Source organism: Spirosoma harenae (genome assembly GCF_054776975.1).
Genome location: NZ_BAAHBD010000024.1, coordinates 1 through 24,272, shown reverse-complemented (window position 1 = coordinate 24,272; position 24,272 = coordinate 1). Strand labels below are relative to the sequence as shown.

Here is a 24,272-nt window from a genome sequence, read left to right as displayed (position 1 = left end):
CAGAAATCATTCTGATTGATATACTAATAGATAACAAAAATGCCCGCCAGAATTCTGGCGGGCATTTTTTGCAACTTCGAATCGTCCTCATAATTTCATACTGCGGAGTCGAAGACTATTGGTAACGACTGAGACTGAACTCAATGCCATAGCAGCACTGGCTATCATAGGATTGAGTAAAAAACCGGTTGAGGGATAAAGCAAGCCAGCCGCGATAGGAATTCCAATGAGGTTATAGATAAATGCCCAGAACAGATTCTGACGAATGACGCGAACCGTTTGTTTCGACAATTGGAGTGCCCTGGGAATACTTGACAGGTCAGATGTAATGAGAGTCATTCGAGCAACATCCATTGCAATATCTGACCCTTTCCCCATCGCAATACTCAAATCCGCCTGCGCCATCGCTTGTGAATCGTTGATTCCATCACCAACCATAGCGACCAGCTTACCAGTTTTTTGAAGTTCTTTTACAAAATTTGCCTTATCAGCAGGTAACGTTTCCGATTTATAGTGCTGAATACCCACCTGTTTAGCAACAGCCTCAGCCGTTTGGGCGTTATCACCTGTCAACAAATAAACAGCGATTCCTTGGCTTTGCAGACGTTCAATTGCCTGTTTCGAACTGCTTTTGATGGGATCAGCAATTGCTAGTATGGTCAGCACTCCTCCACCCTCTCCAGCTTGCGCATAAAAGACAACCGTTTTTGCCTCATTCTGCCAGTCGGCAGCCTGTTGAAGCTGTCCTGGAGACACATCAATCTGATAGTCAGTCAATAAGCCTCGATTACCAACCAAATAAGTTTTATTCAGGAAACGACCACTAACACCTCGGCCAGTAATACTTTCGAACGAATCCAGGAAAACAGATTCATTATGTCCTAAATGTGCTTTCACAGCCTCTGCCAATGGATGTTCAGATTGCGCTTCTAACGTGTAGAGTATCAACTGAAGACGCTTACGTTTGGCCTCCGGAGCTTCCCAATGCATATCTGTCACGATTGGTTTGCCTTCGGTTATGGTACCAGTTTTATCAAACACCATTGCATTTATCCGATAACCAATTTCAAGGCTTTCGGCGTCTTTGATCAGTATGTTATTTTCGGCACCTTTCCCAACTCCAACCATAATGGCAGTTGGGGTAGCTAATCCCAGTGCACAAGGACAAGCGATCACCAATACAGTTACCGACGTAAGTAGTGCGGTCGTGTAGGGATCGCCATCAGGAACCATATAGTGTCCGAATAAAGACCAGAATACAAAAGTTAGCAGAGCAATACCCAATACAATAGGAACAAAAACGCCAGCAATGCGGTCAACCAGTTGTTGAACAGGTGCTTTACTGCCCTGTGCATCCTGCACCGCCCGAATAATCTGGGCCAATACTGTATCGGCGCCAACTTTTTCGGCCCGAAATTGGAAACTTCCTTTCTGATTGATTGTCCCGGCAAAAACAGATGTTCCTGCCTGTTTCTCAACAGGAATGGCCTCACCACTAATCATACTTTCATCGACAAACGATTGACCTGATTCGACTTTCCCATCTACCGGAACCCGCTCGCCCGGACGTACCAGAATCAATTGGTCTTCCTGAACCGATTCAATTGGGATGTCACGTTGGATATCCCCCTCAATCAGACGAACCGTTTTTGGCTGCAAACCCATCAGTTTTTTCAGGGCAGATGACGTCGTTGATTTAGCCCGCTCTTCCAGTAGCTTTCCCAGTAAAATAAAGGTTATTATCACTGCAGCCGCTTCAAAATAAACATGCGGATGCACCCCCCTACGATGCCAGAATTCTGGATAAAGGGTGTTAAACAGGCTAAATAAAAATGCAATTCCTGTGCTCAGGGCTACAAGCGTATCCATATTCGCTTTGCCATGACGAGCTTGCTTCCAGGCATTTACAAAAAACGATCGACCTAATCCGAAAACAACAACCGCTGAACAGACCAGCATAATGTAGTTTCCGAATGACAAATCCATAGAGAACATGCCAATCACAAACACTGGTACGGTAAGAACGACCGACCAGATGGTTCGTCGTTTTAACTGCTCATAATTCCGTTGCTGTGCTTCGGCCTGAATCTGCCGGGCATCGATTTTTTCTGACCCTTCAGTTTCTACGATTATATCGTATCCGATTGATCGAACCGCATTTTGCAATTCAATCTCCGTAACAGACTGTGGATCAAACCTTACCCAGGCAATTTGGTTAGCATAATTTACCCCTGCATCCTGTACCCCTGGTGTATTTTTCAGCATCGATTCAACGCTGACGGCACAAGCAGCACAACTCATTTCCAACACGGGATATGTTTTTCGAACACTGGTCGAACCCGCACTTGATTGCAACTTATTTTTGGGATTTACTACATTCGTTTCCATTCTCTTACGCCAATTGCTCGGCTTTATAGCCCGCTTTCTCAACAGCCTGTTTTACAAGGTCAGCCTCGGTTGCTTCAACCGTTAGTACCTTGTCGGGATTCTGTACATCAACCTGCCAGTGGCCTTCACCAATCGCTTCATTTAGAAATGGTGTTACACTAGCCACACATCCACCACATTTAATATTGGTTTTAAATCGCAAGATTTGACTCATAACTTCAATTTGTTCAATAGTTTCCACAAGAGTGGACTATGTTTAAGTCCATAACAAAGGTCGGAACGCGGACATTCCGTTTGTTACACAATTGCCTGCCGATCGTGTAAGATTTTCTTCAGCATTAAAAAAGGCCAGGTTTTAACCCTCTTTTAACGAAGCGTTAAGCCTGATTTAAGTCAGCACCGGGATTTTTGCTTACGTAATTTTACCCGCCACTGGCATGAATAAGTTCATCAAAAGTATCCTATCCTTCTCGCTCAAGAATAAGTTTTTCATCTTTTTCCTGACAATTCTAGCGGTTGTAGCCGGGGTCATCAGCTATCAGAATACACCAATTGAGGCATTTCCTGATGTTACCAATACGCAGATTACGCTAATTACGCAATGGCCTGGCCGGTCGGCGGAAGAGGTTGAAAAATTCGTGACGATCCCCATTGAAATAGGCCTGAATTCCGTTCAGAAACGTACTGATATTCGATCAACATCGCTCTTTGGTTTATCCGTCATCAAAGTGATGTTCGATGATGGGGTTGACGATGCGTTTGCCCGACAGCAGGTAAATAACTTATTGAGTGGTGTTGAATTACCAGAGGGAATCCGACCAGATGTGCAACCGCCCTATGGTCCGACTGGTGAGATTTTCCGCTATACCCTGCAATCCCCAACACGTACGGCCCGTGAACTCAAAACGTTACAGGATTGGGTAATTGATCGGCAACTAAAAAGTGTTCCAGGGGTAGCCGATGTAGTTAGTTTCGGGGGTGAGGTTAAAACCTATGAAATTTCGGTTGATCCACGTCGGTTGATCGATTACAACATTACCCCGCTTCAGTTATATCAGGCCGTTGCCAATTCAAACGTGAATGTGGGTGGTGATGTGATTGAAAAGAACTCGGAAGCGTATGTGGTTCGTGGCATTGGCCTGCTACGTAACCAGCAGGATATTCAGAATATTACCATCAAGAATGTTAAGGGCACGCCAATCATGGTACGTAACGTTGCTCAGGTATCTGAATCAGCCTTACCCCGACTTGGTCAGGCGGGTAGAGATCGACAAAATGATGCGGTCGAATGTATTATTGTGATGCGCAAGGGGGAGAACCCTAGTGAAGTCATTGAGCGGGTAAAAGCCAAAATCAATGATCTGAACACGAATATTTTACCAAGTGATGTTCAAATCAATACGTTTTACAACCGTGAAACACTCATTAATTTCGCAACGCATACCGTCACCCATAATCTGATCGAAGGGATCATTTTTGTTACGGTTATCGTCTTTATTTTCATGGCCGATTGGCGGACTACCGTAACGGTCTCTATTGTGATTCCGCTGGCATTGTTGTTTGCCTTTATCTGTCTCAGACTCAAAGGTATGTCGGCCAACTTACTCTCGATGGGTGCTATCGACTTTGGAATTATTGTTGACGGTGCGGTAGTAATGGTTGAAGGCATTTTTGTTACTCTTGACGAGCTGGCTCATAAAGAAGGGATGCCCAGGTTCAATAAGTTGGCGAAGCTAGGAGTGATCCGAAAGACGGGGACTGAAATGGGTAAAGCCATTTTCTTTTCTAAACTTATCATTATCACATGTTTAGTCCCCATTTTTTCCTTTCAAAAAGTAGAAGGAAAAATGTTCTCGCCATTAGCCTGGACACTAGGTTTTGCGCTTCTTGGTGCATTGATTTTCACCTTGACACTAGTGCCAGTCATGGCAAGTATGCTCTTAAAAAAGAATGTTCGAGAGAAGCATAATCCGTTTGTCAATGTTGTTACTAAATACGCGACTAAAGCGTTTGGATTCACATTCGCCCACAAACGACTAAGCCTGCTGTTTACTGCCATTCTCGTTATAATTGGTTTATCAGGCTTTAATCTGCTGGGCACTGAATTCCTTCCGGAATTGAATGAAGGGTCAATTTACGTCCGAGCGACAATGCCAATGGCCATTTCGCTACCTGAATCGGTCAAGCAAACCATACAGATGCGTCGGATCTTTGACCAATTTCCAGAGGTAAAAGGGGTTATTTCACAGACAGGTCGCCCAAATGACGGAACCGATCCTACGGGCTTTTACAATATTGAGTTTCTAGTCGATATCTATCCTCAGGAGGAATGGAAAAGTAAACTAACCAAGGAAGAACTCGTTGATCAGATGCAGGCAAAACTGTCTGTTTTTCCGGGTGTCAACTTCAATTTCTCCCAACCGATTATGGATAACGTGGAGGAGGCCGTATCTGGGGTAAAAGGGTCGATTGCCGTTAAAATTTATGGGCCCGATCAAAGCATTCTCGAAGAAAAAGCAGGCGAAATACAGAAACAGTTAGCAACTGTCCGAGGAATTGAGGATTTAGGCGTGATTCGAACAACGGGCCAGCCCGAAATGCGCATCGAATTGGACGAGCGCAAACTTGCCCTATACGGTGTCAATAAGGCAGATGCCGAGGCAGTAATTGAGATGGCAATTGGTGGCAAAGCGGCAACGCAGATTTACGAAGGTGAACGTAAGTTTGATTTACGCATTCGGTATGATTTACCCTTCCGTTCGAACGAGCAGCAGATCAGTCAATTAATGGTACCGACCGAAACTGGTAGTATGATTCCTATTAAAGAGATTGCCAGCGTATATACGCAAACGGGGCCTGTACTTATTTTCCGGGAAGCGAATCAGCGCTATGGAGCCGTAAAATTCTCCGTTCGCGGACGCGATATGGGCAGTGCGGTTGCGGAAGCGCAGCAGAAAGTACAGGCACATGTTAAATTACCGTCTGGTTATACCGTTAAATGGGCGGGAGACTTTGAGAATCAACAACGTGCAACGGCTCGATTAGCCCAGGTTGTTCCAATCAGTCTACTGGCGATTTTCTTTATCCTGTTTGTTTTGTTCGGAAATGTCAAAGATGCAGGCCTGGTTTTGTTTAACGTTCCATTCGCAATCATTGGTGGTATAGCCGCGTTGTTGATTACCCACGTCAATTTTAGTATCTCTGCGGGTATCGGCTTCATCGCCTTGTTCGGTATTTGTATTCAAAATGGGGTAATTCTTATCTCGGTTTTCAAGAAAAATCTCCGAAGTGGCATACCACTCAATCAAGCTATTCATGACGGGGTTGTCTCACGAATTCGCCCTGTTGTGATGACCGCTATGATGGCTGGAATCGGTTTAATTCCTGCTGCTATTTCACACGGAATTGGATCAGAAACAGCCAAGCCATTGGCCATTGTGGTTATCGGCGGCTTAATTACGGCAACACTATTGACTTTATTTATTTTTCCGCTTATCTTTTATGCGTTTTACCAGCAGAAATTAGATAACTAGAAAAAAACCGCCGTTAAGTAATTTCGAGTTACTTATTGACGTTAATATAAAAAAAAGATGCAAAATTTATGCGCCTATAAAGTAAGCGTTTGCACTTTATTAAAGAAATTGCGTAGTTTCGCATAACAATCCTTTACAAAGGGAAGGTTGAACATCAAGATTCGGCGACCGCCCGGTCGTCAATCTTGAAATGGTGTGGATAGAAGCGGAAAGCCGCCCTGAAATTTCGGGACGGCTTTTTTGTTTTGCTCCCTTTAACCCTCTTTTAATTCTGTTTTCAATTCCTTTTAATCTTACTAAACGACCTTGATTCCGATAAGCAAACATGCACCAAATGTATCCGACTAATTAATATAGGTTGGCGTGTCTGATTGCTTTTAAACTAATATTATGTTCTGCCGTTTTTAAATCAGACAAGAGCTATGTATGTTGCCGACATGAAAATTCTGGTAGTAGAAGATGAGCCCAAATTAGCCTCCTTTGTCAGGAAAGGGCTGGAGGAGCAATCCTGCGAAGTGGATGTAGCGTTCGATGGACAGCTAGGGCGTACAATGGCCCTGAATAATCCGTACGATGTGATTATTATGGACATTAATCTACCTAAAATGAATGGCTTCGATGTCGTTCAGTCGATTCGCCAGGAAAAAAATCGCACACCAGTTCTCATGCTTACTGCCATGGGGTCTGTGGATGATAAACTTACTGGTTTTGAAGCTGGTGCCGACGATTACCTCGTTAAACCGTTTGAATTCAGAGAGTTAATGGCTCGTTTACGGGCGTTGACTAAACGGAGTAATGAAGGTAGTATGCAGTCGAATATTCTCAAAATAGCTGATCTAGAGCTAGACCTTAATGAGAAAATTGCTCGTCGGGGTACGAAGCGTATCGAACTTACAGCGAAAGAATTCGGCTTGCTGGAATATCTGATCCGCAATCGAGGGCGTGTTGTATCACGGGTTGATATTGCTGAAAAAGTTTGGGATATACATTTCGACACAGGAACGAACGTAATTGATGTTTATGTAAATTTCCTTCGCAAAAAAATTGATAAGGATTTCCCTAAAAAACTCATCCATACTGTAATCGGGATGGGATATATGTTAAAAGAAGAATAGTCGGTAGTTGTCAGTCGATAGCGGCTGACGCAAGGTTGTTTTTACGCCAGCCGCTATCGACTGACAACTACCGACTATCATGAATATCCGTACTCGTCTGACGCTACTCTTTGTGCTGTTAGTAGCCTCAATTATGCTCCTTTTTACAGTTTCGGTCTATTATCTATATGATCAGTTTAGGCAGCAGGAATTCGAGCAACGACTTGAAGAAAAGGCATTTACCACAGTACGATTTCGTGAAGACGTTGGTGAAGTTCCCCAGGCTGACCTACCTGTAATGGCCGATGAGCAGGTTACTATTTACAATGCAAAGGGGATCGTTATATACAATCAGACTAATCAGCGCCCTCGCTTCCCAATCACCCCCTCTTTTCTGAGTAAAATAACTTTACGAAAGCCTCAATACAGCCGGTCTGGCGAAATTGAAGCAATTGGCGTACGACATCTCACGTCAAAAGGCGAAACACTCTACATCGTTGCATCCGCTAATGACCGCTATGGCTTTAGTAAATTAGATCGGCTTCGCGAAATCCTTTTTTCAGGCTGGTTACTGAGCCTCATCATTGTTGGCATTGCAGGCTACCTGTTTGCGACCGATGCGCTCCGGCCTGTAGCCGAACTAATTATCCAGGTTAATTCTATTTCAGCTAACAATATTCATCAGCGTTTACGGGTGGGTCGTCAGCGGGATGAACTTGCCGACCTTGCCAATACCTTCAACGATCTGCTTACCCGGCTCGAAGAAGCTTTTGTTTTTCAGAAAAGTTTTGTTTCACATGCATCGCACGAGTTGCGAACGCCTTTAACAGTCATGCTTGGTCAGATTGAAGTAACCCGGCTACAAGCCCGATCGACGCATGAGTACGAAGTCACGTTCGACGGCTTACTCGACGAAGTGAAAAGTATGATTCGGCTCGTTAACGGCTTACTCGAATTAGCCAGGGCCAGTTCCGATGCTGTAACTCTTAACTATCAGCCCCTGCGAATTGATGAATTACTTTGGCAGGCACAAAGTCAGATTGTCAATAAAATGCCAGATTACCAGATAGATATCGATTTCGATAATTTACCTACCCATGAAGAAGAACTGGTGATTAATGGCGAAGAGTCGCTGCTCCAAACAGCCTTTCAGAATCTAATGGAGAATGGCTGCAAATATTCAGCCGAAAACCGAGTTGCTGTTCGTATCGCTTTTGAGCCCGGACAGGTACAATTAAGGTTCATTGACAACGGCTACGGCATTCCATCAGCTGATTTACCGCACATCTTTGAGCCTTTCTATCGGTCCGAAAATACAATGACCGTCAAAGGACATGGTATTGGTCTTGCACTTACAGATCGCATTATTGAATTACATAAAGGCACTATCAAAGTTGAATCTGTTCTCGGGAAAGGTACTACGTTTTGTATTACATTACCTATTCCCTACCACTCTGAGACAACCTCCGATGTAGAACACCTTCTTGAAGAAAACCAGTAAAATCTTTCTGGTTACCGGTGCCTTTTTCCCCGTCAACTTTTAACATAAAAATAGCTCCACAGCTGTGGAGCTATTTTTATGTAAATGACAGTCTTATTGATCTGTCGTTTTTTTATCTTTCTTCATCATTTTAGCATTCTGCTTCATCTCTTTAGCGGCATCAGCTTTGGCATCATCCCCATCTTTTTTAGCCTCTTTTTTCATCATTTTAGCTTCATGCTTCATTTTTTTATTCTCTGCTTTAGCCTCTTTCTTTACTTCGTCCTGAGCGAAGGCAGCACCTGTCATCAGCAGGGCAGCAACGGCAGTGATCATTAATTTTTTCATTAGTCTATCGAGTTTTAGTTGTTACAATACAGAAATAGAACCCCTTCCCCAGAGAAATGTTATTAAACTCTGGTTAAATCGGCCGCTATGAAATTGCAACGCACGGATAATCAGCTATCTGACTTAGGAGATTTTTTCCGGGCTTTTACTGTTGATGGCCCTGTCCGGATGCTACTCTGCGCATCAACTTTTGTAGGTCTGCTGGTTGAACTGCCAACTCCCTGTCCCTGAAGTTGGTCGTTGGTTAACCCTGTTCCAGTTGAAGCGCCATTAGTTCCATCATGTGTATTGGCAGTTGATGGATTGGACCGTGCGGCATCATTTGTTGATACGGTGCCAGTTGTCGATTTAGCTGAACGCTTGGCGGGTTTCTGCTGAGCTTCGGCAGTACCTGCCAGCAAGATAGCCAGAGCGACGGATGCAAGGGCGTGAGTCATAAATATATCTCGTTTTAACGTGAGTAATACCTATAACAACTCACCAGCTTGTAATGAGTTTGTGTAAGCTAAAGAATTATAGTCTGAAGCGTCGAAAGCTTACGCTGTTACTTTGAATTCAGAAGTAAGATGGAATTGTATATCAGGATTGTTTTGCTGATTCATGCGTAACATCCAGTCCGACTCCGCTAGAAAAACCGGATTATGATCTTTATCATACCCAATCTGATTGCCCTTCAGTCGAATAAACTCGGCTAGCTTGGCTGGGTTTTCGGAGGTAATCCAGCAAGCCTTTGTATAGTTCAAAGATACCCAACGACATTTTGCACCGTATTCGTTTTCCAATCGATACTGAATTACTTCAAATTGAAGCTCCCCTACCGTACCTACAATTTTTCGATTGCCTAATTCCAGGGTAAACAACTGAGCTACACCTTCATCGGTCAATTGCTGAATACCTTTGTCCAATTGCTTCGACTTCATGGGATCGAGGTTGATCAGCTCTTTAAAGATCTCGGGCGAAAAGCTCGGAATTCCCTGAAACTGTAACTCTTCTCCTTCAGTCAGGGTATCACCAATTTTAAACGTTCCGGTATCGTAAAGGCCAACTACATCGCCTGGAAAACCTTCTTCCACGACACTTTTGCTATCCGCCATAAAGCTGAACGGACTTGCAAACCGTACGTTTTTATCTAAGCGGGTGTGATGATAGAATTTATTTCGCTCAAAAACACCTGAGCAGATACGTAGGAAGGCAATCCTGTCGCGGTGGCGAGGGTCAAGATTGGCGTGAATTTTAAAGATAAATCCACTGAATGCTTTTTCGTCTGGCAGCACTTCACGTTTATCGGTCTGACGGGCAATTGGCTCTGGAGAAATCATACAGAACCCTTCCAGTAACTCTTTGACACCAAAGTTATTGACGGCAGACCCAAAAAATACGGGAGCTAATTTCCCATCCAGATAAGCTTTCTGGTGAAATTCATCATAAACGCCTTCAATCAACTCTACGTCTTCACGAAGCTGTGCCGCATCGCGCGCTCCTACTTTCTTATCGAGCAGTTCATCAGCCAATTCTATTGGAAGAACATCGTCTTCAACCTTTGTCTTATTGACTTTGAAGAAATATAACTTTTTCTCGATCAGACTGTAAACACCTTTAAAATCTGACCCCATATTAACCGGCCAGGTCATAGGTCGAACGCGGATGTTCAGTTTTTCTTCCAGTTCATCCAGCAGATCAAATGGATTGCGTCCTTCACGGTCAAGTTTATTGATGAAAATGATTACCGGCGTATCACGCATCCGGCACACTTCCATCAACCGTTCAGTCTGCTCCTCAACACCTTTCACGCAGTCGATCACCAGAATGACACTATCAACGGCGGTCAGAGTTCGATACGTATCTTCCGCAAAATCTTTGTGGCCGGGCGTATCGAGAATATTAATTTTCAGCTTATCATATTCAAAAGTCATTACCGAAGTAGCAACGGAAATTCCGCGCTGCTTCTCGATTTCCATAAAATCAGACGTTGCCGATTTTTTAATTTTATTGGATTTTACAGCTCCAGCCGTTTGAATAGCTCCCCCGAATAGCAGTAACTTCTCGGTCAATGTGGTTTTCCCGGCATCCGGGTGGCTAATGATGGCGAAAGTCCGCCGACGAGCGGTTTCTGCATGTATATTCGTTTGCATTATTCTCAGAATCAGAATACAAATATAGTGATAAACTCATCACTCATCGTTCATCAATTATCACTCTACAAAAACGCCCAGAATACTAGAGCCCAACCGGCTATCATTGCCAATCCGCCTATTGGAGTAATGGCACCGAGCCAGGTAATCCCGGTGAAACATAGAACATAGAGCGATCCTGAGAAAACAATTACACCACCCAGAAAAGAATAACCCGCCCAATTGAGCAGTTTTGCCGTAGTTGGATTTGTACCTACTGTGTGGATGAGCAGCCCTACCATTACCAGTGCCAAGGCATGATAAAATTGGTACTTAACAGCCGTCTCGAAGGTTGCGGTTCGGCCAGTTGCTTCGAGAACTGTCCGTAATGCATGAGCGCCAAAAGCACCCAAAGCCACGCCTAGCAGGCCCAATGTGGCCCCCGCTTGAATAAAGAATTTCATATATCTAAATCAGGATTTTATGATTTACAACCAGGGTATAGCAGATTTTGGGACTTACAGGATTTTGCCTTCAGTCAATGTGTTTCGAAGGAGTAAACAAAATCCGTTTAATTCTAAATCTGCTAAATCCGGGTCCCGAAAATAGCACTACCTACCCGAACCATTGTACTCCCCTCCTCAATCGCAATCCGATAATCGCCACTCATTCCCATTGACAGTTCGCTAAACTGAACCTGAGGATACTCAATCTTAGCAAGTTGATCATATAGCTGTTTTAATCCTCGAAACTCGCTACGAATTTGATCTTCGAGGTCTGTATTAGTCGCTAATCCCATCAGTCCGATCAGTCGTATATGAGTTAAAGCATTTAATTCCGGCGATGTCAAAAGAGTTTCTGCTTCACTTGCCGACAAGCCAAATTTAGTCTCTTCATCGGCAATATGAATTTGCAATAGACAATCAATAATTCTGTTCTGTTTCGCGGCCTGTTTATCAATCTCCTGCAATAGTTTCAGACTATCAACCGAATGAATCAGGGTAACAAACGGAGCAATATATTTTACCTTGTTGGTCTGCAAATGTCCGATCAAATGCCATTCGATATCAGGCGGTAATTGCGGCTGTTTTTCGACCATTTCCTGTACTTTATTTTCACCAAATCGACGAGAGCCTGCCTTGTAGGCTTCCTGAAGTAAGGCTACAGGCTTTGTTTTCGTCACGGCGATTAATTTCGCTTTCCCATTTAATTCCTGCTCAATCTGATGAATGGCTTCCGCAATCATATTGGCTTAGTTTATGACCTTCTATCAATCATTTGTAATATTGCGCAAAGATAAGTCCGATAAATCCGTCAAAAGCTGAAGTTTTTACCGCAACCTCAGCCAACAAAACAATAAATCTGTTTACCGTTTAGTTTTGGGAAGGATTATACCCTACTTCATTTAACCCATACAGTTACTATGGAACCTAGACCACAACCTCAGAATAATAGCCGGAGTTATTTATTAGTCGCACTATTAGTACTCGCGGCTCTAAATGTATTGCTGCTATATTTCTATTATCAGGAGCGTCAGGATAACAAAACGAAAGATGCCACCATAGCTGCCAAAACCGAAGAAGTGCTGGTTGCCAAAACCAAACTCGATTCGATTTCAACCCAGTTAGATGCTAAAATTGCTGAAATTCAGCAGTTAGGGGGAAGTGTTGATTCGTTAATGAAAATAAAAGCCCAGTTGGAAATTGATAAGCGCGCATTGAAGAATGTCAGCACATTCGACAGCAAAAAATACGATCAGAAAATCCGTAATTATCAAGTTCTGCTTGCCCAGAAAGATCAGGAAATCGCACGGTTAAAAGAAGAAAACGGTGTACTTACTCAGCAAAATGACGCCCTAACGCAAGAAAATACAGGCCTGAAAGCTGAGCGGCAAACTTTAAGCGATTCGGTAACATCGATTTCAACAAAAAATCAGGAATTAGCCGAAAAAGTTACCATTGCCGCAGCACTTCGGGCCGAAAATATTACGGTCGACGCAATTAATAAACGGGGAAAAGAATCAGACGGCGGTAGCTACAAAGCGAAGAAAATCGACAAGATTAAGGTGTCGGTGAAGCTGGCTCCCAACGGATTAGCCAAACAAGAAGAGAAAACGCTCTATATGCGAATTCTGGACCCAACTGGTGCCGTGATTTCTGATTTAGCAACAGGATCAGGTGAGTTTACTTATGGTGGTCAGGGTATGATTTATACCTCGATGCAACGATTCAACTTCGACAATACACGCCAACAAATCGACTTTATTTATGGGCGTGGAGGTCAACGTTTCAACGAAGGGAAACACACAATAGAAATCTACTGTGAAGGTTTCCGTATTGGCGAGGGTGAATTTACGGTTAAATAGCAAAGGGCATAGGGTTCGGGGCATAGGTGAGAGTCATTATTCATTAACCTTTGCCCAAACTCCTTTGCTCTTTGCTATTTTTTTTCTACCTTTGCGGCCTCATTTCAAATAAATTACAAAAAAATGTTTCTGAATAACTACGAAACGGTGTTCATTTTAACTCCCGTTTTATCTGAAGCCCAGATGAAGGACACCGTTGACAAGTTCCGAAAAGTGCTGACCGACAACGGTGCGGAACTTGTTCATGAAGACAGCATGGGCCTACGCAAACTGGCCTATCCGATCCAGCACAAAAACACGGGCTTCTACCAACTCTTCGAGTTTAAAGCTCCAGGTACGCTCATCGAAAAGCTCAATACCGAGTATCTGCGCGATGAACGTGTGATTCGTCACCTGACGATTGCGCTCGATAAGCACGCTGTTGCTTATAACGATCGTAAGCGTAATGGCTTAGTGGGTAAGAAAAAACAAACCGAAAACGCCTGATCGGCTCCAACATCATGAGTTTGCAAAACGAATCAGTCTCGAAAACCGAGAACCGCAAAAAATACGACCGCTTTAAGAAAGCTGGCATTAAATATATCGACTACAAAGACGGCAACTTCCTGCTGAAACTGCTGAACGAACAAGGTAAGATCCTTCCCCGTCGGCTAACCGGCACGAGCTTAAAAAACCAGCGCAAAGTGGCCCAGGCTGTCAAACGCGCTCGTCATTTAGCCATCCTTCCCTACGTAGGCGATTCACTGAAATAAATCGGACCACCGAAGTGGTTGCAACGTTATAAGTTGTATAGTTCTAAAGTTTGCTGACGCATTCTGAACTGCGCAACTCTATAACCTTACAACTATCAAACTTTTTCAAAAATGGATATCATTTTAAAAACCGATATTGCCGGCCTGGGCTATAAGAATGACACCGTAACGGTGAAGCCTGGTTACGGCCGCAACTACCTGATTCCTCAGGGATTTGCAGTAATGGCAACTGATTCGAATAAGAAAATCGTTGCCGAAAACATTCGTCAGGCTGCTCACAAAGCTGAAAAGCTGAAAAATGACGCACTCGCAATTGCTGAAGGCATTGGCGAAACTGTTCTGACCATTCCAGCCAAAGCTGGCGACAGCGGCAAAATCTTCGGCCGGGTTACGAATACTCAGGTAGCCGAAGCGCTTCGCTCGAAAGGCTTCGATATCGACCGGAAGAAAATTACGCTTGAAGATATCAAAACTTTGGGTACGTATGAAGCTTCACTCGATCTGCACAAAGACGTGAAGCATAAAGTAAAAATCGAAGTCGTATCAGCTGAATAAGCGACTCGATTACAGTCTCGGCCGACCGGCTTTTGCATACGCAAGCCGGTCGGTTTTTTGTTTCTAATCAATCATGCAGACAGGCGTTTTGGCTAGAAAAAGCTGAATGAATCAAGCGGAGAAAAACTACATTTATCTACTGATTATCAGCTAGTAATGCATTATCAATTTATACTACAAACGGACCTAAATAGTCCGTTTTTTTGTTTGAAAAGTATGAAGCTTCATACTGATTTTTCGTCCGAACCTCTCTCCCATCGCATTGGTATGAGGAGCCAAATTGTGACCATTGGCTCCTGTTTTGCCGAAGTTATGGGAAACCGATTAGTCGATAATAAACTGTCGATATTGAACAATCCGTTTGGCACAATTTTTAATCCGATATCAATTGCCAAACTGGTAACGATGGCTCTATATGGCCAAAAACCAGACGAAAATCGATACCTAGAGCGGGATGGCGTCTGGTTTCACTATGATTTCCATTCATCACTGTGGGGGACTAGTCAGGATGAACTTCGAGTTAAACTCATTGCTACTCTGGAACAGACAGCAGCGGCTATTCGCAAAGCCGACTTTATGCTGCTTACGCTTGGTTCAGCAGTTGTTTACCGACATATCGAAACTGGTAAAGTGGTGGCGAATTGCCATAAGATGCCGGGTTCGTTATTTGAGAAATACCTCTATCAGATTGATCATCTCCGTGATGATATGGCGCGGCTTATGAAAACGCTGCATAAAGTAAATCCAAAGCTTAACGTTCTGTTGACTGTCAGTCCTGTTCGGCATACTCGTGATACGTTACCGATTAATAATGTTAGCAAGTCGATTCTTCGAGTTATAGCACATGAGCTTACTGTGTGGAACAATTGGATTACTTATTTTCCTGCCTATGAGTTGATGATGGATGATCTGCGCGATTATCGTTTCTACGAAGCCGATTTGATCCATCCAAATGCGCAGGCGCATGATTATATTTTTGGGAAATTTGCCGAATGTGCGTTTGATGATGAGCTCCGCCGTTTCATTTCAGACTGGGCGCAGGTAATGAAATCGCTGGTTCATCGTCCCTTGTATGGAGATAAGAATCCGGCACATCAACGATTTTTGAATAACTTATTAGCCCAGTTACAAGCTTTATCAAAGCAGATTGACGTTTCGGCGGAACTGGTAGAGGTGCAAGGGCGTTTAGAAAAAAGTATACTGGATAAGGTGTAATCCATTTATCTTTCATAATTCATCATTCCGTACGTGTCCGATTACCGATTATCTAAAGATGCCGTTTTACAGGCGTTAAGTACTGTAGAAGAACCTGATTTAAAGCGTGACATTGTTTCGCTTAATATGGTGAAAGATGTGACGCTGGGTATTGGCTCCGTTCGCTTTACAGTCGTTCTGACCACTCCTGCCTGTCCGCTCAAGGAAGTCATTCGCAAACGCTGTGAAGACGCTATTCATACCCATATTGGCGCGGAGATTCAGGTTACGGTCGATATGACTTCTGATGTAACGTCTACTCGGGTCAATGCGCCAACCTTGCCGGGCGTGAAAAATATCATTGCTGTTTCGTCGGGAAAAGGTGGCGTTGGTAAATCGACTGTAACGGCTAATCTGGCGATTGCCCTCCATAAATCAGGTGCTAAAGTTGGCATTATCGATGCTGATATCTACGGACCATCCATGCCTACTATGTTTGGTGCTGAAAATATTCAGCCCCGAATTTATCAAATTGACGGTCAAACCAAAATGGAGCCGGTTCAGCAATTTGGGGTAAAGATGTTGTCGATGGGATTATTAATTGCTCCTAATCAGGCGGTTATCTGGCGGGGAACAATGGCGGGCCGTGCCTTACAACAATTTTTCTCCGATGCCGATTGGGGCGAGTTGGATTATCTCCTCATCGACATGCCGCCGGGTACAGGCGATATTCACCTGACACTGGTTCAGACAGTGCCTGTCACAGGAGCCATAATCGTGACTACTCCGCAAAAGGTGGCGCTTGCTGATGCTACCAAAGGATTGGCTATGTTTCGGCAGCCGCAGATTAATGTTCCGGTGCTGGGTGTGATTGAGAATATGTCTTATTTCACTCCAGCCGAACTACCTGATCATCAATATTATATTTTTGGCAAAGGTGGTGGGCAACGCCTGGCGGATCAGTTTAATGTTCCGATGTTGGGGCAGATTCCGCTTGTACAAAGTATCCGCGAAGCGGGCGATGAAGGCCGACCCGCTATTAGTGTCGGAGAACCCATTGCTAGTGAAGCCTTCAAAGCGACAGCGGAAGCCTTAGCGCAGCAAGTAGCGATTCGCAACGCAACCCTCGACCGTACAGCACGCGTACAGGTTGCATAAATAAGACAGAAATTATAAATTTACCGTAAATCAATTTTTACATGGAAACGGTAGTCACCAACGACGAACTTCTCACAAAAATCGAACGCGCACTCGACAGCATGCGCCCATACCTGGCTGCTGATGGTGGCAACGTTAAAATACTGGAAGTCACTGAAGATAAAACAGTTCGTCTGGAATTGATCGGTTCATGTGGTTCGTGTCCGATGTCGGCTATGACATTTAAAGGCGGCCTGGAAGAAGCCATTCTAAAAGCTGTTCCTGAAGTAACTAAGGTCGAAGCGGTCAATCTTACCCCAGCATTTTAAGCAAAATCTAAGCTATAATCCACTTCTTTTTTCTGTATGCGAATAGCAATACTAGGTTACCAATATTGCTCTTCAGTCAGGATATAAAAAACAGAGAAACGCCTATTTGGGCGTTTTTTTGTTTCTTTGTGATTGTACTTTCTCTTCAATTCAGTGAAAATAGGTATTTTCTTCGGTGGTCCGGCGCGGGAACGCGAGGTGTCTTTTGCTGGTGGTCGCACAGCGCTGGCGAATTTGGATAAAGGACTGTTTGAGCCTGTTCTGGTATTTGTGGATGGGCGAGGTCGGTTTCGGCTCGTTTCGCCCGATTTTCTACAAGCCCCTTCCCTACGCGATACGCTACCTCAGGACGATTCAGGCTTTTCAGTTTATGATGAATCGCTAGCTCTGAATGCACTCGATGCGACATTACCTGAATTACGGCCTGAGCAATTCCGTGATCATTTTGACTTAGCATTTCTGGCTATGCATGGTCCTGATTGCGAAGATGGGGCAATCCAGGGGTTGTTGGAGTGGTATAAAATGCCATACACAGGTCCAGGTTTAGTTGGGTCGGCGGTGGGGATCAATAAAATTCTGCAAAATGAATTGATTGCACTGGCTAACGGTCAGCAAAAAAAGACGGCAACTATTAGCCGGGATGCGTATGAACAGGCTGATAAAGCTCAATTTTTCAAATCGCTGACCGACCACTTAGGTTTGCCTATCGTCGTGAAAGCTCCACATCAGGGTTCATCAATTGGTGTGGCTATTGTTCGTGAAGCTGATTTAAGCCAATTCTGTCGAGCTGTAGAACAATGCTTTTTCACTACAACTATTCAGCCTGATGGATGGAGTAAACTCAGCGAATGGCCTTCACTTTCAGCTGACGAAAAACACGATCTGGCGCAGAAGATGGTGAGTCTGGATTCAGGAATTAGTTTTCCGGTTGTCGTTGAGCAAACAGGCGAAATCATTAAACACCCGAAAGATTTTATTGAAAAGCTTGACACACTTCAAAACGGAGCCAGTATCACGCTTGCGTCTTTAAATGCTGAAGATGAAGTGCTTTTTGAAGAATTCATCAGCGGACAAGAGTTTTCCTGTGGCGTCATTCAAGACGATGACCAGGTCGCAATTGCGCTTCCTCCAACGGAAATCTACAACGTAACAAGCTTTGATTTTGAATCGAAATACAAGCTCAATACGACGAAAAAGCGGATTCCGGTCGAGACGAGCCTGGAGAATAATCGTAAAATTCAGTTAGCTGTCGAACAAGTTTTTTCACGTTTGGGTATTAATGTGTATGCGCGGATCGACGGATTTCTGACTGCTGCGGGCGATGTATTGCTTCACGATCCCAACACAATTCCAGGGATGTCGCCGTCGTCGCTGATTTTCAAGCAAATGGCTGAAATTGGCCTTAATCTGGCTAATTCACTTACCTATTTAATTCGGCAATCCTTACGCGAACGCATCCGTACCGGCAAAGATACCTTTCATCTTAAAAGTCTACTGGCTGACCTTGATGCCCAATTAGCGGGTAGAAAAAAGACGCCCTTACCCGAGCGAGTTATTTCGTTTGGCGATAGTGATGAATCATTTGCCGCTGCCAAACAACAATACAATGAACTGGCCGCTTTGGGAACAGTTCGTCCTTCGTTAATGTACATCAAAAGCAAACTGGAATCCCACGAAATTCCCGTAAACCTACTCTTTAAAGATACGATTGCCGACCTGGAAACGGCACTAACTCAGCCCCGCCACCCGTTGCTAATTGAAACAACTGAGCGCACGCGGCACATCACAGAGCGTTACGTCTAGCTAGTGATGAGTGATAAACGATGAGAGATGAGTGGCTGACGCATAGACTAATATTCGCGTCAGCTACTCATCTCTCATCGTTTATCATTCATCACTAGCTTCGCTCATCTTTACAACATCACTGGCTGTCCTGTACGTACGGATTCATCGCAGGCAAAGGCGATTTGGAGACTGTTCACGGCATCCTGCATGTGATCTGCCAGGTCGAGGTCCTCCTGTATGGCGCGTAAAAAATAGAGTTGTTCCCGATTGCATAATTCCTGGTGATCTGGTTCGTCCTGCATATCAATCCAGGTATCCTGTTCTACAAACTGATCCGTTGCATCGAGTTGAGCCCGGTGCACACGTAATGATTCCGTTTTTGTATGTGAATCCACGTTGTCTGACTTCCCGGCACCTCCCGCGTTTTTCGCAACAATCGATACACAGCCATCCGGCCCAATTACATCTTTTACGAAAAAGGCCGTTTCGCTCATCATTGGACCCCACCCTGCTTCGTACCAACCCACTGATCCATCTTCAAAACGAATCTGTAGCTGACCATAATTATAATTATCAGCAGGAATATCGTTGGTGAGTCTAGCACCGATTGCGTTGACTTGTAGAGGTTTAGATCGAGTCATCTGGCACATCACGTCAATGTAATGAACGCCACAATCCACAATCGGACTCAGGCTTTTCATCAAATTCCGGTGAACCGTCCACATCGTCCCGTGGCTTTGTTGATTAAGGTTCATTCTCATTACCAGAGGCTTACCTAGCTGCTGGGCGATTTCTACAAACTTTTCCCAGGATGGATGATGCCGCAGGATATAACCAATTACCAATTTTTTACCCGCTTTTTGGGCAGCTTCCATTACTCGTTTCGCCCCTTCAACCGAGTCGGCAATAGGTTTTTCCATGAATACGTGGCAACCCTGTTCAAACGCCATTACGGCAAACGCTTCATGGGTATCAGGGTAGGTAGAAATGCAAACGGCGTCGGGTCTTGTGGATTCTAACGCTGTTTTGTAATCGTCAAACAGCGGGTACCCACCACCCAATCGTTCGTTCAGAACGACTTTACTATTTCCGGTGGAAACAATTCCACAAATCTCAAATCCATCAATGGTTTTGTAAGCGATGGCATGCGATGATCCCATGTTGCCGCATCCGACAACGAGTACCCGTATGGGTTGAGTAGCTATTGACATAATTAATGGAGAAAAAGCCTCTTTAGAAATTTGGCTAGACAAAAATACAGCTCAGTTTTCACAAGTTTCAAAGAGTGTTAAATGTGAAATCTAATCAGTCTTGCCGCTATCTAATTCACCCATCAAGTATCGTACTTTTTGTCCGCCAATGTACGATACTTGTCCAGTTACGGACATTACTATCACCATACATTTTCTATAACAACCTATTAATCAGGTGTTTTTCATTATTGGCACAAGCTTTGGATCATAGAGAATGAACAGTAAACAACTCCTTTTAAAACACTAAACACAATACAGCCATGTTAACACTAATGAGCAAAGCCGTAGTTTCTCTTCTAGTAAGTGCCGCTACATTCACCAATCCAACGACGCCAAAAACCCTTTCCTTTGACGCCAGTGCTTTCGTGACCGCCAACAATCAAATCCGTCTTGCGGTTAGCAAAAACAATGAGTATAACGTTTTGGTCGTACTGCGAAATAGTAATAATGAGATTTTGTTTCGTCGGTATATTAGCAAGAAAGAATCTGGTTATGCCGCGAAATTAAATGTAGACGATCTGGTCGATGGTAATTATGAATTAGAGTTTCAATCGAATGAGGGCAGCATCATTAAACAACTAACGTTGAAAACAGCCCCAGTCCAAAAAGCCGCTCGCCTGATTGCCATGCAGTAAGTGGATATTACCTAACAACGGAAAAAGGCCCAGATTTTCGTCTGGGCCTTTTTCCGTTGTTAGCATGAGTATGACTTTATTCAATTAAGGAACATGAACGGCCACTTCGTAATAATCGACAGTCGGTGGGCCAGCAAAATAATTTTTCATTTGCTTTAGAACATCCTGTAGAAACCCACTGGATTCAGCTGCTTGTCGATTCTCTGGCGAATCCCAAAGCGTTACCATCAATCCTTTGTTTGTTTCGGGGTTGGCCAACATTCTACCATTTTTGAATCCTTCATGTTTTAGCAAAGCAGGTCCTACTGACTCCCTAAAGTACTCAGTAGCTTCGGTGATGCTTTCAGGTTTTAAAGGAAACTGGATAACACGTGCGTACATAAAGAATGGGTTAGTTGAATTAAGAGAAAATGATTGTTAGGATACACCTTTAAATTCTTCCTGTTGCGAAAATGGCTGGCTTCGTAATCGTTTACCGGTTGCTTTGAAGATAGCATTGGCGACAGCTGCTCCTGCTGGTGGCAAGGATGGCTCGCCCAAACCAGTTGGTTCGATTTCGTTTTGAACAAAATGAACTTCTACCTCAGGAATTTCCGCCAATCGAATCAGTCGGTATTCGTTGAAATTTTTCTGCTGCGGTACACCGTCTTTAAAGGTTAGATTTCCATACATAGCATGCCCAATGCCATCGACAACGCAACCGCGCACCTGCTGTTGCGCTCCACTTTGATTGACAACTACACCACAATCGGCAGCGGAATAAATTTTCTGCAAGACAGGCTTTCCTTTCTGCATGACGACTTCACCAACCTGAGCGACGTAAGAACGGTGCGAGAAATACACACTAAATCCTTGTGCAATTGGTTTGCCATCAGCACCTTTCTTCTTGCCCCAACCTGATTTCTCGGCGGCTAACTGGATCACACCTTTCATCCGATCAAGGTCGTACTTAATGGCTCCAACTGGTTTTTGTTTGGCTTTATCAAGTAGCTCCAATCGGAATTGAACGGGATCTTTACCAGCAGCTTGTGCTACTTCATCTAAAAACGACTGCTCAGCAAATGCCAGAAAGTTTGTAATGGGTGCACGCCAAGGCCCCGTTGTAATCGGTGATTTATGATCAACGCTGTCAATCAATAGGTTATCGACGGCTCCCGACGGGAAATTATCTTCTCTTGTTGCGTTGCCCGCGTTAATACTGACTCCTCGAAGCTTGTATCCGATCATATTACCCTGAGCATCCAAAGCTGCCTCGAACCGATACCGAACTGCTGGTCGATAGCTTCCGCCGGTCATATCATCTTCGCGTGACCAAATAAGTTTAACAGGTGCTTTGACTAGTTTTGATACCTGTACTGCCTCTAATACATAATCTGCTTTGAGTCGTCGTCCAAATCCGCCCCCCATGCGTGTCAGTTGCACGTTAACTTTATCAGGAGAGATACCCAATAATTTCGCCGTCTCGTTACGAGCCAATTCTGGGGTTTGTGTTGGTCCAACTAGCTCAGCGCCATCCTCTCTGACATGCGCGAAGAAGTTCATAGGCTCCAGAGGACTATGCGGCAAAAATGGGCACTGGTATTCCGCTTTCACAACTTTTGCTGCACTTTTAAAGGCTGTTTCTACATCACCATCCTTCCTTCTTACAGTCGCGTTAGAACTATCCAGCATCTCTCTGAACAGGCGATCATGATCCGTCGAACTTTCTAAAGAATCCGCCTTTTCCCATTCAATTTTCAAGGCGTCTTTTGCTTTTTTCACCTGCCATGTCGATTTCCCAACAACAGCTACGTTATTCTCAAACGTCACGACATCGACAATACCATTCATGGCTTTAGCCGCATTCGCATCCAGCGATTTTAGCTTGTAGCCAAATGCCGGACGTTGCAACATGGCGAATAGCATTCCATCGCGGTAAAAATCCAGACCGAACAAAGGTTTACCCGTGATAATTTTAGGATTATCAACGTTTTTAACTGTACTGCCTATCAGCTTAAAATCCTTAATCTCTTTTAGCTTAACATCGTTTGGAACTGGAATTTGAGCTGCCTCAGTAGCTAGTTCGCCATACATTAATTGGCGGTTACTGGCTGCATGCTTTACAATACCTTTGCTGGTAGTACATTCCGAAACAGGAACATTCCAGCGTTTGGCGGCCGCTTCCAGTAACATTTGACGCGCTGTAGCTCCAGCCACACGCAAGCGTTTCCAGGAATGCGGAATTGAGCCACTTCCACCAGCTACCTGGCGTTCAAATTTCTTAGTATCGAGAGGTGCCTGTTCAACAACTACTTTCGTCCAATCAGCATCTAATTCTTCCGCAACTATGATCGGGAAGGCAGTTTTAATTCCCTGACCAACTTCGGGATTAGGTGATAGAATCGTGATAACTCCCTGCGGGTTAATCGACAAGTAACTATTGAAGTCGGCTCCAGCCAATCCATTCCCATTTGCATCTCCTACCGATGTTGCCGCTTCAGCAGTATGCCAGTCAAAACCTAATGCCAGTCCACCACTAGTCAGTGCAATAAGCTTCAGAAAATTTCTCCGGTTCGTATTCGCTAAATTCTCCATGGCTATTTCGTTTGTGACGTTTTAGAAGGAGTTGGTGTGTGAACTGTACTATCCGCAGCCACTTTTACAGCTTCGCGAATCCGGTGGTAAGTTCCACAACGACAGAGATTGCCCGTCATGGTTTCATCGATTTCTGCCTGAGTCGGCTTAGGATTGCGTTTTAGCAAAGCTGCGGCTGTCATAATCTGTCCCGCTTGACAGTATCCACATTGTGGCACATCTATCTTATCCCAAGCTTGTTGAACAGGATGTTTTCCATCTGGAGATAATCCTTCAATCGTCGTAACTTTCGATTTACCAACGACTGAAACAGGCAATACGCAGGAACGAGTAGCTTCACCATTTAGATGAACTGTACAGGCACCGCATTGAGCAATGCCACATCCATATTTTGTACCAAGCAAACCGAAGTTATCTCGAAGTACCCAAAGCAAAGGAGTATCGGGATCAACATCAGCCTGGTAGTTACGACCGTTTACAAGTAGTTTGAAGATAGCCATGAATTATCCTGGATTGACTAAGAGAGTATTACTGTAATAAAAAGAAAGAATTTCATTTCTCTACTTAGCTATAATAGCCTTAAGGGCCTTTAAACGCAAAAAGCGTCTGTTCTTTTGGAACAAACGCTTCGTTGCTTATTTCATCAGGTGGCACCTACCTACTCTCCCACTTGTGACAGCAGTACCATCGGCAGTACGGGGCTTAACGGCTCTGTTCGAGAAGGAAGAGGTGTTCACCC

Annotated in this window: 23 protein-coding genes and 1 rRNA gene; 12 read left to right on the top strand and 12 right to left on the bottom strand. The window is 44.1% G+C overall.

Going from position 1 to position 24,272, the window contains the following annotated elements; genetic code table 11:
* Positions 1-87: 87 nt before the first annotated feature.
* Together ACYVE4_RS22635 and ACYVE4_RS22630 are read right to left on the bottom strand one after the other, a co-directional pair.
* Positions 88-2,388 carry a heavy metal translocating P-type ATPase gene (locus tag ACYVE4_RS22635; protein WP_461042530.1) on the bottom strand — a complete coding sequence of 767 codons (2,301 nt, stop codon included), beginning with the start codon at positions 2,386-2,388 and terminating at the stop codon, positions 88-90.
* A 4-nt stretch (positions 2,389-2,392) separates the two neighbouring features.
* On the bottom strand, positions 2,393-2,602 hold the full coding sequence (locus ACYVE4_RS22630) for a heavy-metal-associated domain-containing protein (protein WP_461042529.1): 210 nt from the start codon (positions 2,600-2,602) through the stop codon (positions 2,393-2,395).
* Positions 2,603-2,825: 223 nt separating this feature from the next.
* Between ACYVE4_RS22630 and ACYVE4_RS22625 the strand changes: the two genes are divergently transcribed.
* The 3 genes from ACYVE4_RS22625 to ACYVE4_RS22615 all read left to right on the top strand — a co-directional run bounded on the left by ACYVE4_RS22625 (position 2,826) and on the right by ACYVE4_RS22615 (position 8,516).
* Positions 2,826-5,921 carry an efflux RND transporter permease subunit gene (locus ACYVE4_RS22625; RefSeq protein WP_461042528.1) on the top strand — a complete coding sequence of 1,032 codons (3,096 nt, stop codon included), beginning with the start codon at positions 2,826-2,828 and terminating at the stop codon, positions 5,919-5,921.
* Between the two features lie 437 nt (positions 5,922-6,358).
* Positions 6,359-7,036 (top strand): response regulator, encoded by a 678-nt coding sequence (locus tag ACYVE4_RS22620; protein ID WP_461042864.1) that lies wholly within the window; start codon positions 6,359-6,361, stop codon positions 7,034-7,036.
* Between the two features lie 79 nt (positions 7,037-7,115).
* On the top strand, positions 7,116-8,516 hold the full coding sequence (locus tag ACYVE4_RS22615; protein ID WP_461042527.1) for a sensor histidine kinase: 1,401 nt from the start codon (positions 7,116-7,118) through the stop codon (positions 8,514-8,516).
* A 93-nt stretch (positions 8,517-8,609) separates the two neighbouring features.
* Here ACYVE4_RS22615 and ACYVE4_RS22610 read toward each other — a convergent pair whose 3' ends face one another.
* From ACYVE4_RS22610 to ACYVE4_RS22590, 5 genes are all read right to left on the bottom strand, one after another.
* Positions 8,610-8,843 carry a hypothetical protein gene (locus ACYVE4_RS22610; protein ID WP_461042526.1) on the bottom strand — a complete coding sequence of 78 codons (234 nt, stop codon included), beginning with the start codon at positions 8,841-8,843 and terminating at the stop codon, positions 8,610-8,612.
* A gap of 110 nt (positions 8,844-8,953) precedes the next feature.
* Positions 8,954-9,280, bottom strand: coding sequence for a hypothetical protein (locus ACYVE4_RS22605; protein WP_461042525.1), 327 nt, complete (start codon positions 9,278-9,280; stop codon positions 8,954-8,956).
* A 99-nt stretch (positions 9,281-9,379) separates the two neighbouring features.
* A complete protein-coding gene (locus tag ACYVE4_RS22600; RefSeq protein WP_461042524.1) occupies positions 9,380-10,975 on the bottom strand; it encodes a peptide chain release factor 3 in 1,596 nt (531 codons plus the stop codon).
* A 65-nt stretch (positions 10,976-11,040) separates the two neighbouring features.
* Positions 11,041-11,418, bottom strand: coding sequence for a DUF423 domain-containing protein (locus ACYVE4_RS22595; protein ID WP_461042523.1), 378 nt, complete (start codon positions 11,416-11,418; stop codon positions 11,041-11,043).
* A gap of 122 nt (positions 11,419-11,540) precedes the next feature.
* The gene (locus ACYVE4_RS22590; RefSeq protein WP_461042522.1) at positions 11,541-12,200 is read right to left on the bottom strand and encodes a YggS family pyridoxal phosphate-dependent enzyme; all 660 of its coding nucleotides are present in this window, start codon (positions 12,198-12,200) and stop codon (positions 11,541-11,543) included.
* 177 nt (positions 12,201-12,377) lie between these two features.
* Here ACYVE4_RS22590 and ACYVE4_RS22585 point away from each other — a divergent pair, with 177 nt between their 5' ends.
* The 8 genes from ACYVE4_RS22585 to ACYVE4_RS22550 all read left to right on the top strand — a co-directional run bounded on the left by ACYVE4_RS22585 (position 12,378) and on the right by ACYVE4_RS22550 (position 19,089).
* Positions 12,378-13,319, top strand: coding sequence for a hypothetical protein (locus ACYVE4_RS22585; protein ID WP_461042521.1), 942 nt, complete (start codon positions 12,378-12,380; stop codon positions 13,317-13,319).
* Positions 13,320-13,442: 123 nt separating this feature from the next.
* Entirely contained in the window at positions 13,443-13,805 is a 363-nt protein-coding gene (gene rpsF, locus ACYVE4_RS22580) for a 30S ribosomal protein S6 (protein WP_461042520.1), read from the top strand.
* A 14-nt stretch (positions 13,806-13,819) separates the two neighbouring features.
* Positions 13,820-14,071, top strand: a complete 252-nt coding sequence (gene rpsR, locus ACYVE4_RS22575) for a 30S ribosomal protein S18 (protein WP_012925715.1) — start codon at positions 13,820-13,822, stop codon at positions 14,069-14,071.
* Positions 14,072-14,182: 111 nt separating this feature from the next.
* On the top strand, positions 14,183-14,626 hold the full coding sequence (rplI, locus tag ACYVE4_RS22570) for a 50S ribosomal protein L9 (RefSeq protein WP_461042519.1): 444 nt from the start codon (positions 14,183-14,185) through the stop codon (positions 14,624-14,626).
* 216 nt (positions 14,627-14,842) lie between these two features.
* Positions 14,843-15,841 carry a GSCFA domain-containing protein gene (locus ACYVE4_RS22565; protein ID WP_461042518.1) on the top strand — a complete coding sequence of 333 codons (999 nt, stop codon included), beginning with the start codon at positions 14,843-14,845 and terminating at the stop codon, positions 15,839-15,841.
* Positions 15,842-15,874: 33 nt separating this feature from the next.
* The gene (locus ACYVE4_RS22560; RefSeq protein WP_461042517.1) at positions 15,875-16,978 is read left to right on the top strand and encodes an Mrp/NBP35 family ATP-binding protein; all 1,104 of its coding nucleotides are present in this window, start codon (positions 15,875-15,877) and stop codon (positions 16,976-16,978) included.
* 41 nt (positions 16,979-17,019) lie between these two features.
* Positions 17,020-17,286: a NifU family protein gene (locus ACYVE4_RS22555; protein WP_461042516.1), complete on the top strand. Its 267-nt coding sequence runs from the start codon at positions 17,020-17,022 to the stop codon at positions 17,284-17,286.
* A gap of 153 nt (positions 17,287-17,439) precedes the next feature.
* Positions 17,440-19,089, top strand: coding sequence for a D-alanine--D-alanine ligase family protein (locus tag ACYVE4_RS22550; protein WP_461042515.1), 1,650 nt, complete (start codon positions 17,440-17,442; stop codon positions 19,087-19,089).
* 110 nt (positions 19,090-19,199) lie between these two features.
* Here ACYVE4_RS22550 and ACYVE4_RS22545 read toward each other — a convergent pair whose 3' ends face one another.
* Positions 19,200-20,282, bottom strand: a complete 1,083-nt coding sequence (locus tag ACYVE4_RS22545; RefSeq protein ID WP_461042514.1) for a Gfo/Idh/MocA family protein — start codon at positions 20,280-20,282, stop codon at positions 19,200-19,202.
* 314 nt (positions 20,283-20,596) lie between these two features.
* Here ACYVE4_RS22545 and ACYVE4_RS22540 point away from each other — a divergent pair, with 314 nt between their 5' ends.
* Complete coding sequence (locus ACYVE4_RS22540) at positions 20,597-20,959, top strand: hypothetical protein (RefSeq protein WP_461042513.1); 363 nt, start codon at positions 20,597-20,599, stop codon at positions 20,957-20,959.
* Positions 20,960-21,043: 84 nt separating this feature from the next.
* On the opposite strand, the gene ACYVE4_RS22535 is transcribed toward ACYVE4_RS22540, so the two are convergent.
* The 4 genes from ACYVE4_RS22535 to rrf all read right to left on the bottom strand — a co-directional run.
* Positions 21,044-21,340: an antibiotic biosynthesis monooxygenase family protein gene (locus ACYVE4_RS22535; RefSeq protein WP_461042511.1), complete on the bottom strand. Its 297-nt coding sequence runs from the start codon at positions 21,338-21,340 to the stop codon at positions 21,044-21,046.
* A 36-nt stretch (positions 21,341-21,376) separates the two neighbouring features.
* Positions 21,377-23,533, bottom strand: coding sequence for a xanthine dehydrogenase family protein molybdopterin-binding subunit (locus tag ACYVE4_RS22530; RefSeq protein WP_461042510.1), 2,157 nt, complete (start codon positions 23,531-23,533; stop codon positions 21,377-21,379).
* 2 nt (positions 23,534-23,535) lie between these two features.
* Positions 23,536-24,033 carry a (2Fe-2S)-binding protein gene (locus tag ACYVE4_RS22525; protein ID WP_461042509.1) on the bottom strand — a complete coding sequence of 166 codons (498 nt, stop codon included), beginning with the start codon at positions 24,031-24,033 and terminating at the stop codon, positions 23,536-23,538.
* Positions 24,034-24,178: 145 nt separating this feature from the next.
* Positions 24,179-24,272 (bottom strand): 5S ribosomal RNA (gene rrf, locus ACYVE4_RS22520); the annotation flags it as partial.

What these genes read in the sequence shown, in the direction of transcription:
- ACYVE4_RS22635 (WP_461042530.1), bottom strand. Translation starts at nt 2,388, where the DNA reads ATGGAAACGAATGTAGTAAATCCCAAAAATAAGTTGCAATCAAGTGCG.
- ACYVE4_RS22630 (WP_461042529.1), bottom strand. Translation starts at nt 2,602, where the DNA reads ATGAGTCAAATCTTGCGATTTAAAACCAATATTAAATGTGGTGGATGT.
- ACYVE4_RS22625 (WP_461042528.1), top strand. Translation starts at nt 2,826, where the DNA reads ATGAATAAGTTCATCAAAAGTATCCTATCCTTCTCGCTCAAGAATAAG.
- ACYVE4_RS22620 (WP_461042864.1), top strand. Translation starts at nt 6,359, where the DNA reads ATGAAAATTCTGGTAGTAGAAGATGAGCCCAAATTAGCCTCCTTTGTC.
- ACYVE4_RS22615 (WP_461042527.1), top strand. Translation starts at nt 7,116, where the DNA reads ATGAATATCCGTACTCGTCTGACGCTACTCTTTGTGCTGTTAGTAGCC.
- ACYVE4_RS22610 (WP_461042526.1), bottom strand. Translation starts at nt 8,843, where the DNA reads ATGAAAAAATTAATGATCACTGCCGTTGCTGCCCTGCTGATGACAGGT.
- ACYVE4_RS22605 (WP_461042525.1), bottom strand. Translation starts at nt 9,280, where the DNA reads ATGACTCACGCCCTTGCATCCGTCGCTCTGGCTATCTTGCTGGCAGGT.
- ACYVE4_RS22600 (WP_461042524.1), bottom strand. Translation starts at nt 10,975, where the DNA reads ATGCAAACGAATATACATGCAGAAACCGCTCGTCGGCGGACTTTCGCC.
- ACYVE4_RS22595 (WP_461042523.1), bottom strand. Translation starts at nt 11,418, where the DNA reads ATGAAATTCTTTATTCAAGCGGGGGCCACATTGGGCCTGCTAGGCGTG.
- ACYVE4_RS22590 (WP_461042522.1), bottom strand. Translation starts at nt 12,200, where the DNA reads ATGATTGCGGAAGCCATTCATCAGATTGAGCAGGAATTAAATGGGAAA.
- ACYVE4_RS22585 (WP_461042521.1), top strand. Translation starts at nt 12,378, where the DNA reads ATGGAACCTAGACCACAACCTCAGAATAATAGCCGGAGTTATTTATTA.
- rpsF (WP_461042520.1), top strand. Translation starts at nt 13,443, where the DNA reads ATGTTTCTGAATAACTACGAAACGGTGTTCATTTTAACTCCCGTTTTA.
- rpsR (WP_012925715.1), top strand. Translation starts at nt 13,820, where the DNA reads ATGAGTTTGCAAAACGAATCAGTCTCGAAAACCGAGAACCGCAAAAAA.
- rplI (WP_461042519.1), top strand. Translation starts at nt 14,183, where the DNA reads ATGGATATCATTTTAAAAACCGATATTGCCGGCCTGGGCTATAAGAAT.
- ACYVE4_RS22565 (WP_461042518.1), top strand. Translation starts at nt 14,843, where the DNA reads ATGAAGCTTCATACTGATTTTTCGTCCGAACCTCTCTCCCATCGCATT.
- ACYVE4_RS22555 (WP_461042516.1), top strand. Translation starts at nt 17,020, where the DNA reads ATGGAAACGGTAGTCACCAACGACGAACTTCTCACAAAAATCGAACGC.
- ACYVE4_RS22545 (WP_461042514.1), bottom strand. Translation starts at nt 20,282, where the DNA reads ATGTCAATAGCTACTCAACCCATACGGGTACTCGTTGTCGGATGCGGC.
- ACYVE4_RS22540 (WP_461042513.1), top strand. Translation starts at nt 20,597, where the DNA reads ATGAGCAAAGCCGTAGTTTCTCTTCTAGTAAGTGCCGCTACATTCACC.
- ACYVE4_RS22535 (WP_461042511.1), bottom strand. Translation starts at nt 21,340, where the DNA reads ATGTACGCACGTGTTATCCAGTTTCCTTTAAAACCTGAAAGCATCACC.
- ACYVE4_RS22530 (WP_461042510.1), bottom strand. Translation starts at nt 23,533, where the DNA reads ATGGAGAATTTAGCGAATACGAACCGGAGAAATTTTCTGAAGCTTATT.
- ACYVE4_RS22525 (WP_461042509.1), bottom strand. Translation starts at nt 24,033, where the DNA reads ATGGCTATCTTCAAACTACTTGTAAACGGTCGTAACTACCAGGCTGAT.